The following is a 14,650-nucleotide window of genomic DNA, read 5'->3' on the forward strand; positions in this document are numbered from 1 at the left end:
GTGGCCAAAACCCGCGAGTTTCGCCGCGGGCGGGTTACTCGATCTGCGGCAGAAACGAGGCGGTGCTCAGTATCGTCATCGCGGATTGAATATGCTCCGCCGCCTCGCGCCCCAGGTCGGTCAGGTAGCCGCCGTCGCTCTGTGTCATGAGCCGCTTCCCGTGCAGGCGTTCGATGGTGGCGATCATTGTCGGCTCGGCGTCCTTGTGAACTTTGATGCCCGTCATGGTGGTGGTGAGATCCAGTCCCGCCAGTATCTCCAGTTCCTGAATCGTCTCCTGGTTCCAATGCATAACGCCCCCTCAGTCCTCAGTGTGCCGCGTAGTATCGTTCCGCCATCCTGGTCACGCGAGCGATAAAATCCGACTTTGCCTTGGCGTAGGCTTTGCGGTCGTGCCCATGCTCACTGGCACAACGAAATTTCAGCGCCGCATACTCCTGCGCCACCTCGGGATGAGCGATCAGGTAGTCGCGGAACAGCAGGCGCTCCCAGTACGGGGAGTTCTTCTCCAGCATGTGAATATGGTGCGTGCGATTTCCGTCCGCATCGCGTTTGATAAACCACGCGTAGCCGATATCGGTGTTGCCGAGTGCTGTGGGGCGCCAGAAAAACTCATACCCCTGCGCCTGCAGGACAGGTGCTATGTCGTCTCGCACCGCCTCCAGCGAGGCGACCTCCACCAGCATATCGACGATCGGTTTGGCCGCCAGGCCGGGGACGGCAGTGCTTCCGAAGTGTTCGATGCGTCCGGTCAAATCTTCGGGAAGAAGCTCGAGCAGGTACCGCTTCTCCTCCTCAAAGCGCTGCGGCCAGGCGGGATCATATGGCGCGATGGCCACATCTTCGTGGAGTGCTCGTTCAACATGGGGCGATTGTTCCGTCATCTATCCGGCCTTCGAGCGCCAGCGCGCCGTGCAGTATTCCGATTCATGCGCCTATGTTAATCGCCCGCCGTATCCATGGGCAGCAATCGTTCAAAACGCGTTGACCACCCCGCGCGATCCAGGTGCCCGGCAGCCTATTTAGGGTGCAACCGGCGCAGCGAGTAATCGTAGTTGACCCAGCGCTCGCGGTCCGAAGGTGTCTCGACTTTGTGATTGCCCGTGTGCCCGTCCTGCAACGGAAACTCGAACTCATTCATGCGATGAAAAAACGTGTCCGAAATGTACAGGTTAGATCCCCACTCGGAACAACGCGGCATCGGTTTACACGGCACGGTGATCTTGGCCTCGACGGGGGTGCGCGCGCGAATGTCCCGGAACCGCAATTCCACCGACTTCGGTTCCGAAACGGTGCCACCGATGGCAGTGCCCTTCAGCCTGGTGACCTCATCGCAGTTCTCGCAGCGCAGCCGTTTGTGTACCCAGTAGCTCGGGTCGTAGAGCGAACCCATGCCCACCTCGGCGACCGTGATCTTCCCCTCCTTGTATTCCCACTTGCCCTTGCGCTTGCGGATGGTGAAATCGACCCACAGCTTGTAGTTGTAGCGAATGCCCACCTGGGATTTCGCCCACTGGTTGTCCTTGATGACATGGATTTTGAATTCGTCGGCCTCGTACCCGGTGATGTGCAGCCGCCAGCGCTCCTCCTCGCCCTTCTCCAGCGTCACCGGGCGCGCGGTATCGCCGCGACCGTCGGTGACATTGCGGAACCGGATTTGCGTACGATGCGTCCCTTCATCCAATGCGCGCGCCTTGTCGTTGATGCGCACCTCGAGTTGGGCCGACTCGCCGGGGTCGAGCCTGCCGCTGGCGCGCAGCGCATCCAACCACGCGGCTTCGGCCTTTGCGGTCCAGCTAAGCGGCGTATCGCCGGCATTCTTCACCCGGTAGCGTTTGCTGGATGGCTGGTAGTTCCCCGCCTGGTCGGGTCCGCTCGATTCAAAACCCTGGTCCGGGGTCACGGCCAGACGTCCAGGCTCGCGATCGAAGAGCACGGTCACCACCGCGCGTCCGCTCTGCTGCATCTTCAGGATCTCGAAGTTCAGAGAAAAGGTCTTCTCAAGGCGTCCGGTCTTCAATCCCTCTTCGATCTCCTTGATGCTGAAGCCGGCATCGCCGTCGAGCATCGCGCTGGGCGTGTGAAACTCTTCGCCAAGTTCGGCGTCGCGGCGCTTGATCTTCACCGTGACCTGCGGGCCGTTGAGCGTCAGCCGGTGGCTGATCACTTTTCTGTCAGGTCCGTAATCCAGTCCGTAGTCGAAATCCAGGGCGCCATACCCACTTTCAACCTTGAAGTCCGAAGTCGAGGCTGAAAACTTTTTCTCCTCATATGGTCGGGATGCAAAAATGCCGAAGTAGCGCACGCCGGTCAGCATCGCGCTCCCTTTCACCATCCGTGCCTGCGCCGGTGCGCGGTTCTGCGGAGCCGGACCGCGCATCACGTAACTCTGAATGCGGCTCCGGTCGTGCTGGTCACGCAGGATCTGCAGGTTGGCGGGGTAGCTCTCATCGACGGTGAAGTCCGCGCGGTAGCCCTGCATGCCATCCTGCTCGCGCAGCTCCCAGCGCACCCGCACCTCGAGCGGCGTGCAGGTCAACCAGGGCAGATCCGACCCGTGCGCCTGGCGGGCATACTCCTTCTGAAAATAGACGTCGTAGCAGGGGTCGCTGGCGCGCGTGGCGATCGCCTGCTCCACCTTTTTCTGCAGAGCCGCTTCGCGGGCCTGCTGCTCCGGTGTAAAAGGCGATGAGCCCTGCGCGCCCTGGCTTTGCGCAAACTGCCGGTTCAGTTCCTCGAACTCGCGCTGCACGGCGCTGAGACACGCGGCGTTTCCGCCACACTGCTGCGCGCGCTGCGATACCTCCTGCATGCGCTGCAGCAGTTCGGCGCTGGGCCCCTGGCCCCACGCTGCAAACGGCTGGATCAACAGTGCCAGCGCCAGCACCCCGAACAACATTTGCGCCAAACTTCTCTGGCCCATGGCTCCCCCCGGGGCTCACGACCTGATGTGAGTATAGCGCCCGATTGCGCGGGTCAGCGCCGCGCAGTTACCGAAGCGCGACTATGGCTTCCGTAACAGATCGACCCGCGAAGGTCTCAGAAAGCGGGCGCCATCGTCGCCCATGTGCCGATTGAACGCGGCCTCTATCTGCCGGCGCAGCGCGGCATCGATGTTGTGCTGCGTATGAGTAACCTGCAGCATCTGTTCATCGAAATCCGCAAAGTCCCGGTAGCGACCGGGGGCATTGAAAAAGATCTGATCGGAGTCGATGAACAGTCCTGCCCCCACCGCCCGGCAGATCGCAGCGAACGCCGCCTGACGCACGACCTGTTCGTCATTGAACAGTTTCATGATCTCGTTGAAGTCACCGGCGTAGACCGGCTCGGAGATATAAGCGATGCCGCCGGGTTTGAGCACGCGCTGTATCTCCGCCAGCGCCTGGTCCATGAGCTCCACCGGGACATGGTGCAGTGATTTCAGCATGATCACGATATCGATACTGGCATCCGGCAGTGCAATCTCTTCGGCACCCCCGTAGACGAAACGCACAGTGGGCAGATCATCGATCAGCAGATTTTTCTCATGCTGAATGCGGTCGACTTCGGTGGCGATGATGGCGGCCGGACGATAACGTTCGGCGATGAGCCGCGTGATCCGCGCGCGGCCACAGCCCAGCTCCAGCACGGTGGCATCCTCCAACGGAAGACAGCGCTCCATGACATCGAATTCGGTCGCAGTGATATAGGCGTTGGGATCGTCAAGTTTCATTGAATACCATCGGTTGCGGCGCGGGAACACCCAATGTAGCGCCGATCGGCTGGTAGGCCAACCGGCACGCATCGAGTCCGGGTAGGCGTTTGAGGGGCGCGCCAACGGATTCATCCCGGCGCGCGAGGACGTTCGCAAGATCGGAAGCCGCGGACAGAATCATCAGTCTGTGAAATCGCTCCGCCGCCACTTTATTTGCGCAACGCCAATGGGGTTTATCGAGTGCCGGCAACTTGCTGAATCGCTCGCTTGACCCTCCGGTGAGTTTGCTTGATCATCGTTTGGACTCAGCTCACCCCGGAAGCGAAGGATTGCCCCGTCCCCGGCGTGATGACATCGATAACGCCCCGCTTCCGCCACCGGCTTCTGCGCTTCCGACGCTGTGGCGTGGGAGGCATGAAACTGCACAACCCCGGAGTGTGCAATCGCATGAACCAGCTTTTCTCTGTCAGCCCCGAAATGCGCGCAGAGCCGGAATTCCAGTCGGCACTGGTACGGCTGGGCATCTGGTTGTTTGCAGTGACCTATGTGGGTTTGACTGCGATATCGCGCCACTACGCGGTGGATCTCGAAGCCTACGCCCTGCTGTTCGGCGGCTATCTGATTGTCTTCATCGCCATCGTCACGAGTGTCTTCCGTCGTCCGGTGTGGCAGGCGCGGCGTTATTTTTCCATGGCGGTCGACATCAGCGCGACGACCATGGCGATCTATCTGACCGGGGAGCCGATCAATCCTTTCTGCGCTATTTATGTCTGGATTTTCATCTCCTACGGCACACGCTACGGCGCGCCCTTTCCGTTCATTGCGTCGGTGCTGAGCATTGTCGCCTACGGTTCACTACTGACCGCATTGGGCGCATGGCAGACGCGGGGTTACGAAGCCACCTTCTTCCTGATCCTGTTTGCGGTGCTTCCGCTGTACCAGCAGTCGCTGCTGAACAAGCTGCGCGCAGCGCGCCGGGAGGCGTTGTCCGCGTTGGAGGAGGCCGATCGCGCCAATCAGGCCAAAACAGCGTTTCTGGCCAATATGAGCCATGAGATTCGCACGCCGATGAACGGGGTTCTGGCGATGACGCAACTCTTGCAGCGCTGTGATCTGGCACCGCAGGCGCGCGAGTATGCCCAGCATATCCGCACCTCCGGGACCACGCTGCTCGGCATTCTCAACGACATTCTCGATTTCTGTAAGGTCGAATCCGGCAAGTTGGAGATCATCGACGAGAACTTCTCGCTGAGCGCTTTGTGCAAAGAGACCACATCCCTGTTGCAAGCGAATGCGGAGGCGAAAGGAGTGGGCTTGCGCAGCGAGCTTTCACCTTCGCTTGCCGATGCCGTTTTCGGTGCGCGGCGGCAACTGTGTCAGGTTTTGGTCAATCTGATCGGCAATGCGATCAAATTCACCGAGCACGGCCATATCACACTGCGCGTGGCACCCGCCAAACCCGAACATTCGGTCCATTGCGTGCGCTTCGAAGTGGTCGACACAGGTGTGGGCATTGCGCCCGAATATCAGGAACGAATCTTCACGCGTTTTTCCCAGGCTGATACCACCCGTGCGCGCACCCACAGCGGCACCGGCCTGGGCCTGGCTATTTCGCGCAAACTGATCGAGGCATTGGGCGGGAGAATCGGGTTTGCCTCCGAAGTCGGCAAAGGCTCCGTCTTCTGGTTCGAAGTGGATCTGCCCCCCGGTGATGCGACTGCCATCGCCGCGCAGTCCGAGCCGGTTCCTCCCAAGTCACCACGCAGTGCCCGCATCCTGCTGGTCGACGACGATCATATCAATCGCGTGGCAGGTCAACGATTGCTTGAACAGGATGGGCACGAAGTCACTACCGCAAGCGACGGTCACGAGGCCTTGCGCGAGCTGGCGAACCGCAACTACGACGTAGTGCTGATGGATGTGCACATGCCCGAGCTGGACGGGGTGGCGGCCACGCGGCGCATCCGCAAGGGTGAAATCCCCCATTGCGCGCAGATTCCCATCATCGGCGTGACCGCCAGCATTCTGGAAAACGAAAACGCAAGCTATCTGCACGCCGGAATGAACCACGTGGTGGCCAAACCGCTAAACGTGATGGAACTGAACGACATCATCGCGCGTTTTCTCCTGCTGCCGACAATGCGCTCGGCACCGATAAATGTCAGTGACGGGTTGCCGTAACAGCGAACGGTTTGGCGAGCACGCTCGTCAGGGTTCCGCGCATCTGCCCAGGGTACCGACTTGTCGTGGCAACCACGATCTCAGCGCGACGAATGGGATGGACTGCGGCCATGCGGCTTTTCCTCCGACCAGTTCCAATGCCGACTGAGCTATGCTTGGCTCATGAACCGCATCTCAATCTATCTGTTACCGCTTTTATTGCTTTTACCCTGGGGTACCGCCGCCGCCAATGAAGAGGGATCTGCGACCGCCAGCCCCAGTCTTCTGCTGATCGCCAAACCGGAGATGAACGACCCGCGTTTTCAGGAAGCGGTGGTTCTGGTCACGCGTCACGGCGGACCCGGCACCATCGGTGTGATTCTCAACAAATCCACCGGCGTGCACTTGAACGACGTGTTCTCCGACCTGCCGGAACTGGATGCGCAGACCGGCATGATCTATTTCGGGGGTCCGGTTTCCCCCGACGTACTGACCTTTCTGGTGGATACCGAAACCCATCCCGCACCAGCGTTGACCATCACCGAGAACATCTACCTGGCCCAGGACCCCGATCTGCTGCGCGCCCTCATCGACAACCCTGGGCAGCGCAGCCACTTGCGCGTTTTCAGCGGCCACGCCGGTTGGGCGACCGGTCAATTGGAGAATGAGATCGAACGCGGCGATTGGTGGCTGGTGCCGCTGCAACTCAAATACCTGTTCTTCGATACGCCCGACAAACTCTGGCAAACGATCGTGCAGGAGCTGAAGGGAAAGTGGGTGTCGGTGCCGGTAATCGCCCCCAACCGTACGGTCTGATAACGCCATGTGTTTCAACCTGAATGAATAGCGCATGGATTCCCTGACACAGATCACCCTGGGTGCCGCGGTCGGCGAGGCGGTACTCGGCCGCAAGGTGGGCGCACGGGCGCCACTGTGGGGGGCGATCTGCGGCACGCTCCCCGACCTCGATGTATTTATTCCGATGGGCGAAGCGGTGGCCAATTTCACCTATCACCGCTCCTTCAGCCATTCGCTGATCGTGCTGGCGGTGCTGACGCCGTTACTGGTGTGGTTGATTTTACGCTTCCATCCACAGACGGCTGATCACAAGCGCCGCTGGGCGCTGCTGGTCTACGCGGTGCTGGCAACGCACGCGCTGCTGGACAGCTTCACGGTTTACGGCACGCAGATCTTCTGGCCGTTGAGTGACTACCCCGTTTCCATCGGCTCGGTTTTCATTATCGATCCCGCCTACACCCTGCCGCTGCTGATCGGGGTTATCGGCGCACTCGTGTGGCGCCACAGGCCTATGGGTTTTCGAGCCAATCTGCTCGGATTGACGCTGAGCAGCGCCTATCTCGCCTGGGGATTCGGCACCCAACTCTATGTGGAGAATCTCGCCGCCCGTTCGCTGCAGGCGCAGGGAAACAGCTACCAGAAGCTGCTGGGCCAACCCACTCCCTTCAACTCCCTCCTGTGGCGCATCGTGGCGGTAAGCGATGACCACTACGACGTCGGTTACTACTCCTTGATCGACGCTTCAGATCGAGTCAGATTCCGGCGCATCGAAAGTTCGCCCCATCTGCTCTCCGGTATCGAAGGGCATTGGCCGGTGCAACGGTTGCGGTGGTTCACACAGGGGTTCTACTCGGTGGAGCGCGTCGAAAACGCTGTCGTGATGAGCGATCTGCGCATGGGCGTGGAACCCAACTACGTCTTCCGCTTCAAGGTCGGTGAAATCGCCAACCCGCACGCACTGCCGGTCAACAGCACCCTGTTACCCGTCAAACGCGACTGGGACCGGCTGCCGCAGGTGTGGGCACGCATCTGGCGCGACGATGTCAGGTTCTGATCGCCCTCAATCAGCCCCTCCCTGGCTCGCTAGGCCGCAATCCGGCTGAAATACGCCCGCCAGAGGGTCGTTCGTACGGTCATGGGCTGGGGCAAAGCTCGCGCAGCGTAATATTAGTTATTCAGTATGCGATGAATTACTCAAATATCCGGGGATATCTTCCTACAATAGGCAATCACACAGGGTTTGTAGGGAGTATTGGCCGGTCCCGCCACTACGCATACCCCAATTTCTGGTTAACCCAGCCATAAAAAAAGGTTTATTGCAGTGCAATATTAGAGTTTTATAATATGCCTGACTTAAAATTTTCAGCTACGAGAGGAAAGCACTCATGTCTGTCACTACGTTCGTGTTAGGAATTGCGCCGGCCGCGCTGCTGGTGCTGACGGTGGGGATGGTGGTTGCAGCGGTCGCTGCCATAATCACCTGTGCCCGTCGCGAGTCGCGCTGCTTGTAAGACTCTGATTACGAAATGAAACGGCGCCCGACCATACGGTCGCAGCGCCGTCTTGGGGTGGCCGGCCTGGATTCGGCCCGATAGTGTCTCCCGTCTATTGCTTGGGCGTCGTTCTGACCCGCAGGTAATCGACGATCTGCTGGGTCTCTTTCTCGTCGATCCATTCCGGTGCTTTGGCGCGCATGCGGGTCACGACGTGCAGCCAAGCGGATGAACTGTCACGCTCCCTCTTCACCTGCTCGTAGATCCGATCGAGCTCATGACACCCGGTGCAGCGCTCCCGAAACAGCAGCTTGGGGCTCTCGATCTCGTCCGCCTGCACCACCTCGCCGCTCGCGGTGCGCTCCTCGATATAGGTCAGGAGGCGTTCGATATCCGCTTCGGAGAGCCAGTAGGCCCCGCCCTCCCAACGTTCGCGCATCTTGGCAACCACATGGCGGCGCTGCTCCTGATTGAGCTCGACTAGAAAGACGCGCTCCGCGGGATGGCACTCTCCGCACTTCTCCTCGAAGAAGCGCTCCTCTTCCGACGTGGCGGATTTCCCCTGGGTTTCGGCGAGCGCGGAAAGCGGCATCGCCAACAAACCCGCGAAGAACAAGACGCAAGCATAGCTACCCTTTCGACTGAATCGTTTCATTCCCGCGGCCCCTTCCCGAGCTGATTTATCTCAACTACATATCGAGAATGGCGGTTAAGGGCCATATAGCGCTGGGGATACTGAATACTAGGTAGGGAGAGGTACGAGACTCGAATGGGCGGTCGATCTTCAACAAAAAAACCCGCCGACTCAATCGAACACAGCGGGTCTTCATACGTGGCGCCCGGGGACAGACAAGCTTGTCAGGAACAGGTTTACTTATCCCATCCCTGGGATTCGCCCTGAAAGACCAGTTGCCACTATTCAAATAGTCAACGGAACTCCGGTAAAGAATTCATGGAAGTAAAACGCGAGCTCGGATAATGCGAGGCCGACCGCTATCAGGGCAATATCCTGTCCCCAACCGTCAGGTTTGCTGGGCTTCATCCATTCGCCATGGCGGCGGCTAATAGTGAACATGGCTACCAGGCTCCAGGCGCCGATGACCGAAAACAGCAGTACCGAACGGCTGTCGCCGTTCATCAACAAGTGGGCGATTGCCCAGATCAATACTCCGGTGAGCTGTGGATGGCGTAGGAACCGCTTTATTCGGGTGGCCGGAAAGTACGCTGCAACAAAAAAAATGAAACTAATGACGACCAGCAGCATGGCCGGATGCCTCAGCGCCGCAGGCGGAGTGTAAATGTGCGACGGCATGGAACTGCGCCAGCCCAATACAATCAACACCAGGCCGGCCACGATGCACAACGCAAAGATACCCTGGTACGCTGCATTGCCTACGCGGGTTATGATCGATTGCCGTCTATTGGCGAAAACAGAGGGGAAGAGATGCACACCTACCCAAATCATCAAACCTGCGATAAGTAATTCCACATCTGGCTCCTTCAGTAGTACACCGGGTGTCTACTTGTTAATAGTTCGCATTGTCAGGGAAGGCAAATCGAATCAGGTGGGGTCGTTTGCTTATTATGGACCCGTCGCAGTGAACCGAGCAGCTGCCGCCACCCCAATCAACCGCCTGGTTCAGGCTCTCAAGAATGAAAAACCCACTGACTCGATCGGAACATGGCAATTTACCAAAGCCGAGTAGATCTTGAAAATCACAGGGTCACAGGTTGCTGGTCGCACCGCGTAACGCAATACCTTGAATCCACCGCGCGATTCTCGCCCAGGTCTCTTCTTTGTTGACCTCGTTGAGCACCTCGTGGCGCGCACCCGCGATCAGATCCACTTCGACGGACTCCACGCCTCCGGACCTCAACAAATACTGCAGCCTGCGCACCCCTGCCCCGTAACCCCCAACGGGGTCGGCTCCACCGCTGATCAGCAAAGTGGGTAAATGGGCCGGGATCACGCCGCCCTCTTTCACCCTGTACAACCCGAATTGACCGCGCAGCAGATCCATCCAGAACTGGTTGGTACAGGCAAATCCGCACAGCGGGTCGGCAAGGTATTGGTCGACCTGTTCTGAATCGCGACTCAGCCAGTCATAGGCGGTGCGATTGGGCTTGAAGCGACGGTTGAAGGATTGGAAGGTCAGCGCACTCATCAGTCCGCTCTTGCCCCGGCCACCCAGTCGCACCTTCTCAAGCCAGGAAACCAGAACGCCCGCGCTGAGCAGGAACCTGGCGTTGAGCCCGGACCCCGTCAGCAGCAAACCATCGCAGCCCTCGGCTTCCTCCATCACCGCCGCCAACGCGACATACGAGCCCATGCTGTGCCCCAGCACAACCAGCGGAAGGTTGGTCGCAGTTGCATGGATATGGCGCTTAAGCTGATTGAGGTCAGACACCACTTTCCGCCAGCCGCCCTGGTCGGCGTAGTGCCCGCGATCCTCGTTCGCACAATCGGCACCATGGCCCCGATGCCCGATCGCCCATGTGTTGATGTGGTGATCCGCCAGGTACTCGGCAAATGGCTCGTAACGCCCGACGTGCTCAGACATGCCGTGAGCCAGGAGCAAGGTTGCCTTTGGCTCGCTCGCCAACCATGCCCGATAGGGGATCGCGTGATGGTCCGGTGAGGGTATGAAATTATCGTGATAGCGGTGCATGCATTCCAGGCAGCCTCTCGACGGGGTCGGGTGGAGTAGTCACTGCTGAAAATAAATCTGTCCTGGTTTCTGTATCCCGGTTTCTAGTCCCGGTTTCTCCTATTTTCTCTTCACATATTCATGGATCATGATTTTCTGCAATACTTCCTGGCCATACTTCTTTTCTAGCGAACGAAGAAAACCTGGCTCCACAGATTTTATGTAAGACAAGTACCCCCTCAGATAGGACATATCTTCTTCTGCGATACTTTGATTTATGTATGAATAGACCAATGCCTTAATTGCTCTCTTTTTTTGACGGCCGATAGATACGCGCCGATCGGGAGTAATATATAAACCCGTGACCATTTTTTTGTGTTTTCTAGAAGTGAAAATTGTTTTTTCCGCATTTATTCTGATTTTTGGCGATTTGTTTTTTCTCAATACCCCCTTAACACCCTCGAATACCTCCTGAAGGACCATTGGCTCATTAGTAGAAAAGTAAAGATCATCGGCATATCTTGTATAAACAACCCCCTTTTTAACACATGCATCTGCAATTTCAGTATCAATATTAAACAGTATCGCATTGCTCAACATGGGTGAACTCGGCGCACCAATAGTGATTCTACCGTCTTTACATACAATCATACCGATCTTATTTACATCTGACCGCGACAACTGAAACGGTAATACATCTATACTGTTTTTGAGCAAATTGGAAACATCGCGAACCAAAATTGAAGGGAAGAAGCCTTCAAAGTCTATTCGCAATAAGAAATTATTCGCAATATGCGTTTCAGCAAGTTGCTTTATGTTTCTTCCCTCTCGATACGAGAAAACGGCACTATGAATAGGTAGATGACAAAACAAATTACTAACAAGCCAACGCTGCAGAAACTTCAATTCTTTTGCAGGATGAGAAATAATTCTTAACCCCCCATTTTTCTTTGCTATCTTATAAGTCTTATACCGATGACTCGCAGTTCTCACCACCTTATCCAGGTAAGCAGAATCCAGGCCGGTTTCTTGTGCAATTCTTTTTACTATCATGTCTGCCCACCCTGTAGCATTTCTATAAGGCGTGGCGCATGATTCGAGTAATGAGACATAGCGATGGTATGAAACTTTCTTTCATCGTAATAACGGTAGTCGAGAAAAGGATCGACGTGCCTCGCAACAAAATACTCGTACTCGTCACCTCTACGATTGACGTAATTCGAAGCGCACAAAATGGACAGAATTTGTCTTAGTTCGATATCGTCAACGCTACCCCTAAACATTTTCACTATAGATATTTTTAACGCAGCGAAATCCACAATCCGAAATAGTCGAATTAATTCGAATATAAGATAGAATTTTTCTCTACCTTCTAGACTATCGTAATAGTCGCAAACGAACCTTTTGGCATTCCTGGTACGTAACCTATCAACGAGTCTATTGCCAACAGTTTCAAAAGAAAGGGGCTTTTTTTTATAGTCCAACAGAATTGTCGATCTAAAGATCGATTTTTCGTTTACAAGATCGATGGGGCCGAGGTTGATAAAGGAATCACCCTGCCAATTTATGTCATTTACAACCAATATCTTTTTGGCAGCTTTACTATTGGAAAAGAATCCAATTTCCGCAATAGCTCCGGGGCTCTCAGGAAAAATGAGAATGCAGTCGGCAATATCAGCTACAAGCGCCTCAAACTTCGCCAAATTAATGAAATGGGGTTCATTGTAAGTAGTTAGATCCCGCATCGCCGTTTCAGCCAGAAAGAAACGGAATCTTCCTAGCCTCCCGTCACAAGGTGCGTAACGGAGAAAGCGCTTTCTCATAGAGCGCGATCGCGCCTTAACTGACCCCCCACACACGAACACAACGTGCCGGTCGCGACGCTGGAATACGGGTTTCTCACGAAAAATAGAAGCTGCCTCCCCTAGCAATGATTCACCGCTAGGGGAAGCAAACTGATGGTTCATTCCTATTCTTCTTTCCCTATGTCTCTTACACGAAGCGGGGCGGGAATTGACTTCCCGCGAGCAGCGGGAAATCAATTCCCGCCCAAGAATGTCAATCAATACAATTCAGCCTGGCTAAACACCCGGCATAGAGCATTTGATGTACCAAACGAAATGCCCAGCTAAGAGACAAAGAAAAGAATACGTAGATTCCTGCCGCTAATCAACGCACCCCGTCTACATGACGTCTACACGAAAAAACCCGCGCTAGGTGGGCTCTCGTAACTTATTGATTTAATGGCGCTGACAGCAGAATTTGAACCCCCAACCTACCGATTACAAATTACTGAAAAAGGTGCCAGATTTATTTCTAGCAAATCAATCGAGACTGACGTTCCCCCAAAAAAACGGACAGTAAAATTAAGGGGCATGCTTCGCTTCAAACTGCGCCGGGCTCATGTAACCGAGATACGAGTGGCGACGCTGCCGATTGTAGAACACCTCGATGTATTCAAACAGGCTCTGCTTGGCTTCGCTATGTGTTCGGTAATCTTCATGATCAACCAACTCGGTTTTCAGTGTGCCGAAAAAACTTTCTGCCACCGCGTTATCTAAGCACTCCCCCTTGCGGCTCATGCTGCACCTCAGCCCCTGTGTACGAAGCAACTCTTGATAGCCCCTCGACGCGTAGGTACTGCCTTGATCGGAGTGAACGATCGCACCCCTTACCTTCCCGCGGCGCCACAGCGCCATTGTTAGCGCATCCTGGACCAACAGACTATTGTTCCGATTACTCATGGCCCAGCCAATGATTTGGCGTGAGAACAGATCGAGCACCATCGCCAGGTAGAGCCACCCCTGGCGGGTGGCGACGCAGGTGGTGTCCGTTACCCAGGCCTCATCTGGCGCAGAACGCTGAAAATCACGGCACAGCAAATCGGGTGCCGGGTTGTGGGTGTGCTTGGAGTCGGTGGTGATGACAAACTTCTTCGCCATCTTTGATTGAATATCACCCGCTTTCATCAGCCGTACCACACGGTTCACGCCGACACGCTCGCCGGCTTGCTCAAGATCTTTATGGATGCGCGGCGAACCGTAGATCCGTCGACTCTTCTGGTGAAAGTGGTTGATCTTGGCGGTTAGCGCCTTGTTTTCACGTGCTCTAGCGCTTTCGGGACGGTCCCACCATGCGTAGTACCCACTGGAAGAGACTTCCAGCACGCGACACATCCGTGCAATCTTATGCTGGTGGCGATGGGCGCGTATAAAGGCGTACTTCACCGCAGTTCCTTGGCAAAGTACGCGGCGGCCTTTTTTAGAATTTCGACCTCCTCTCGAAGCCGCTCATTTTCCTGTTTCAAGCGGGTGCGTTCGCTTTGATCGCCCTTTTTGGGGCGGCCCCGGCCGATAAAAGCAAGGTCGCCCTGCTCCGAGAGTTGCGCCTTCCATTTGTACAGCTGATTTCTTCGAACACCGAGCTCTCGTGCGATCTCGCTGGATGGGCGATCTGAGGATTCCATCAAGCGAACCGCTTCTTGCTTGAACTCTTTGGGGTAGGTCTTGTACGGCTTTCTCTTCGTCGTCATTGGAACACTCCTAGCAGCGATCATTGTCGCTGATTAAAAGTGTCCGTTAAACTGGGGGAGGTTCAGACTGACCCTATTGAACCCATGGATTATTGAAACTAAGGAACGTCTGAATAAGTGATGCAAACCAGCACGGCCGATTCAATATGTTTGTGTTTTTCATCATAAGGAGCGTTTGCAGGCAGTATTCGGCTCAACATGGGCCGTTTTCTAGCCGTTTTGTGCGCCGTTGCGGTTTATCAGGCGCACCAATCCTATGTCGGGCATCGCAATCGTCGCCGCGCCAGGTACAGATTGGTCAATGCACTCAGTACAAACAAGGCAT

General features: G+C 56.1%; 15 protein-coding genes. 3 read left to right on the forward strand and 12 right to left on the reverse strand.

Features of this window, described 5'->3' with window-relative positions; translation table 11 throughout:
• Positions 1–34: 34 nt before the first annotated feature.
• The 5 genes from DWQ09_02005 to DWQ09_02025 all read right to left on the reverse strand — a co-directional run bounded on the left by DWQ09_02005 (position 35) and on the right by DWQ09_02025 (position 3,902).
• Positions 35–292, reverse strand: a complete 258-nt coding sequence (locus DWQ09_02005) for a TIGR02647 family protein (protein ID KAA3630133.1) — start codon at positions 290–292, stop codon at positions 35–37.
• A gap of 16 nt (positions 293–308) precedes the next feature.
• On the reverse strand, positions 309–884 hold the full coding sequence (locus DWQ09_02010; protein ID KAA3630134.1) for a GrpB family protein: 576 nt from the start codon (positions 882–884) through the stop codon (positions 309–311).
• A 134-nt stretch (positions 885–1,018) separates the two neighbouring features.
• A complete protein-coding gene (locus DWQ09_02015; GenBank protein ID KAA3630135.1) occupies positions 1,019–2,899 on the reverse strand; it encodes a hypothetical protein in 1,881 nt (626 codons plus the stop codon).
• A 105-nt stretch (positions 2,900–3,004) separates the two neighbouring features.
• Positions 3,005–3,712 carry a class I SAM-dependent methyltransferase gene (locus tag DWQ09_02020; GenBank protein KAA3630136.1) on the reverse strand — a complete coding sequence of 236 codons (708 nt, stop codon included), beginning with the start codon at positions 3,710–3,712 and terminating at the stop codon, positions 3,005–3,007.
• Positions 3,702–3,902: a hypothetical protein gene (locus DWQ09_02025; protein KAA3630137.1), complete on the reverse strand. Its 201-nt coding sequence runs from the start codon at positions 3,900–3,902 to the stop codon at positions 3,702–3,704. Before DWQ09_02025 ends, DWQ09_02020 begins: the two co-directional genes overlap by 11 nt.
• 140 nt (positions 3,903–4,042) lie before the next feature.
• On the opposite strand from DWQ09_02025, the gene DWQ09_02030 reads away from it, so the two are divergent.
• From DWQ09_02030 to DWQ09_02040, 3 genes are all read left to right on the forward strand, one after another.
• The gene (locus DWQ09_02030; protein KAA3630138.1) at positions 4,043–5,875 is read left to right on the forward strand and encodes a response regulator; all 1,833 of its coding nucleotides are present in this window, start codon (positions 4,043–4,045) and stop codon (positions 5,873–5,875) included.
• A 162-nt stretch (positions 5,876–6,037) separates the two neighbouring features.
• Complete coding sequence (locus DWQ09_02035; protein KAA3630139.1) at positions 6,038–6,670, forward strand: YqgE/AlgH family protein; 633 nt, start codon at positions 6,038–6,040, stop codon at positions 6,668–6,670.
• 34 nt (positions 6,671–6,704) lie between these two features.
• The gene (locus tag DWQ09_02040; GenBank protein ID KAA3630140.1) at positions 6,705–7,706 is read left to right on the forward strand and encodes a metal-dependent hydrolase; all 1,002 of its coding nucleotides are present in this window, start codon (positions 6,705–6,707) and stop codon (positions 7,704–7,706) included.
• A 551-nt stretch (positions 7,707–8,257) separates the two neighbouring features.
• On the opposite strand, the gene DWQ09_02045 is transcribed toward DWQ09_02040, so the two are convergent.
• From DWQ09_02045 to DWQ09_02075, 7 genes are all read right to left on the reverse strand, one after another.
• Complete coding sequence (locus DWQ09_02045; protein ID KAA3630141.1) at positions 8,258–8,800, reverse strand: hypothetical protein; 543 nt, start codon at positions 8,798–8,800, stop codon at positions 8,258–8,260.
• 264 nt (positions 8,801–9,064) lie between these two features.
• Positions 9,065–9,610 carry an NnrU protein gene (locus DWQ09_02050; GenBank protein KAA3630142.1) on the reverse strand — a complete coding sequence of 182 codons (546 nt, stop codon included), beginning with the start codon at positions 9,608–9,610 and terminating at the stop codon, positions 9,065–9,067.
• 259 nt (positions 9,611–9,869) lie between these two features.
• The gene (locus DWQ09_02055; GenBank protein ID KAA3630143.1) at positions 9,870–10,814 is read right to left on the reverse strand and encodes an alpha/beta fold hydrolase; all 945 of its coding nucleotides are present in this window, start codon (positions 10,812–10,814) and stop codon (positions 9,870–9,872) included.
• A 99-nt stretch (positions 10,815–10,913) separates the two neighbouring features.
• Positions 10,914–11,846 (reverse strand): RNA-directed DNA polymerase, encoded by a 933-nt coding sequence (locus tag DWQ09_02060; GenBank protein ID KAA3630144.1) that lies wholly within the window; start codon positions 11,844–11,846, stop codon positions 10,914–10,916.
• Positions 11,843–12,538 carry a hypothetical protein gene (locus tag DWQ09_02065; protein ID KAA3630145.1) on the reverse strand — a complete coding sequence of 232 codons (696 nt, stop codon included), beginning with the start codon at positions 12,536–12,538 and terminating at the stop codon, positions 11,843–11,845. The genes DWQ09_02060 and DWQ09_02065 overlap by 4 nt, the downstream gene beginning before the upstream one ends.
• A 621-nt stretch (positions 12,539–13,159) precedes the next feature.
• Complete coding sequence (locus DWQ09_02070) at positions 13,160–14,020, reverse strand: IS3 family transposase (protein ID KAA3630146.1); 861 nt, start codon at positions 14,018–14,020, stop codon at positions 13,160–13,162.
• Complete coding sequence (locus tag DWQ09_02075; GenBank protein ID KAA3630147.1) at positions 14,017–14,349, reverse strand: transposase; 333 nt, start codon at positions 14,347–14,349, stop codon at positions 14,017–14,019. Before DWQ09_02075 ends, DWQ09_02070 begins: the two co-directional genes overlap by 4 nt.
• Positions 14,350–14,650: the final 301 nt, after the last annotated feature.

This window comes from Pseudomonadota bacterium, assembly GCA_008501635.1.
Lineage (GTDB): Bacteria > Pseudomonadota > Gammaproteobacteria > QQUJ01 > QQUJ01 > QQUJ01.

Excerpts from the sequence above, each read along its gene's own strand:
- DWQ09_02050 (KAA3630142.1), bottom strand. The coding sequence starts at position 9,610 with ATGATTTGGGTAGGTGTGCATCTCTTCCCCTCTGTTTTCGCCAATAGA.
- DWQ09_02075 (KAA3630147.1), bottom strand. The coding sequence starts at position 14,349 with ATGATCGCTGCTAGGAGTGTTCCAATGACGACGAAGAGAAAGCCGTAC.
- DWQ09_02060 (KAA3630144.1), bottom strand. The coding sequence starts at position 11,846 with ATGATAGTAAAAAGAATTGCACAAGAAACCGGCCTGGATTCTGCTTAC.
- DWQ09_02055 (KAA3630143.1), bottom strand. The coding sequence starts at position 10,814 with ATGCACCGCTATCACGATAATTTCATACCCTCACCGGACCATCACGCG.
- DWQ09_02035 (KAA3630139.1), top strand. The coding sequence starts at position 6,038 with ATGAACCGCATCTCAATCTATCTGTTACCGCTTTTATTGCTTTTACCC.
- DWQ09_02065 (KAA3630145.1), bottom strand. The coding sequence starts at position 12,538 with ATGCGGGATCTAACTACTTACAATGAACCCCATTTCATTAATTTGGCG.
- DWQ09_02045 (KAA3630141.1), bottom strand. The coding sequence starts at position 8,800 with ATGAAACGATTCAGTCGAAAGGGTAGCTATGCTTGCGTCTTGTTCTTC.
- DWQ09_02015 (KAA3630135.1), bottom strand. The coding sequence starts at position 2,899 with ATGTTGTTCGGGGTGCTGGCGCTGGCACTGTTGATCCAGCCGTTTGCA.
- DWQ09_02020 (KAA3630136.1), bottom strand. The coding sequence starts at position 3,712 with ATGAAACTTGACGATCCCAACGCCTATATCACTGCGACCGAATTCGAT.
- DWQ09_02010 (KAA3630134.1), bottom strand. The coding sequence starts at position 884 with ATGACGGAACAATCGCCCCATGTTGAACGAGCACTCCACGAAGATGTG.
- DWQ09_02040 (KAA3630140.1), top strand. The coding sequence starts at position 6,705 with ATGGATTCCCTGACACAGATCACCCTGGGTGCCGCGGTCGGCGAGGCG.
- DWQ09_02005 (KAA3630133.1), bottom strand. The coding sequence starts at position 292 with ATGCATTGGAACCAGGAGACGATTCAGGAACTGGAGATACTGGCGGGA.
- DWQ09_02030 (KAA3630138.1), top strand. The coding sequence starts at position 4,043 with ATGACATCGATAACGCCCCGCTTCCGCCACCGGCTTCTGCGCTTCCGA.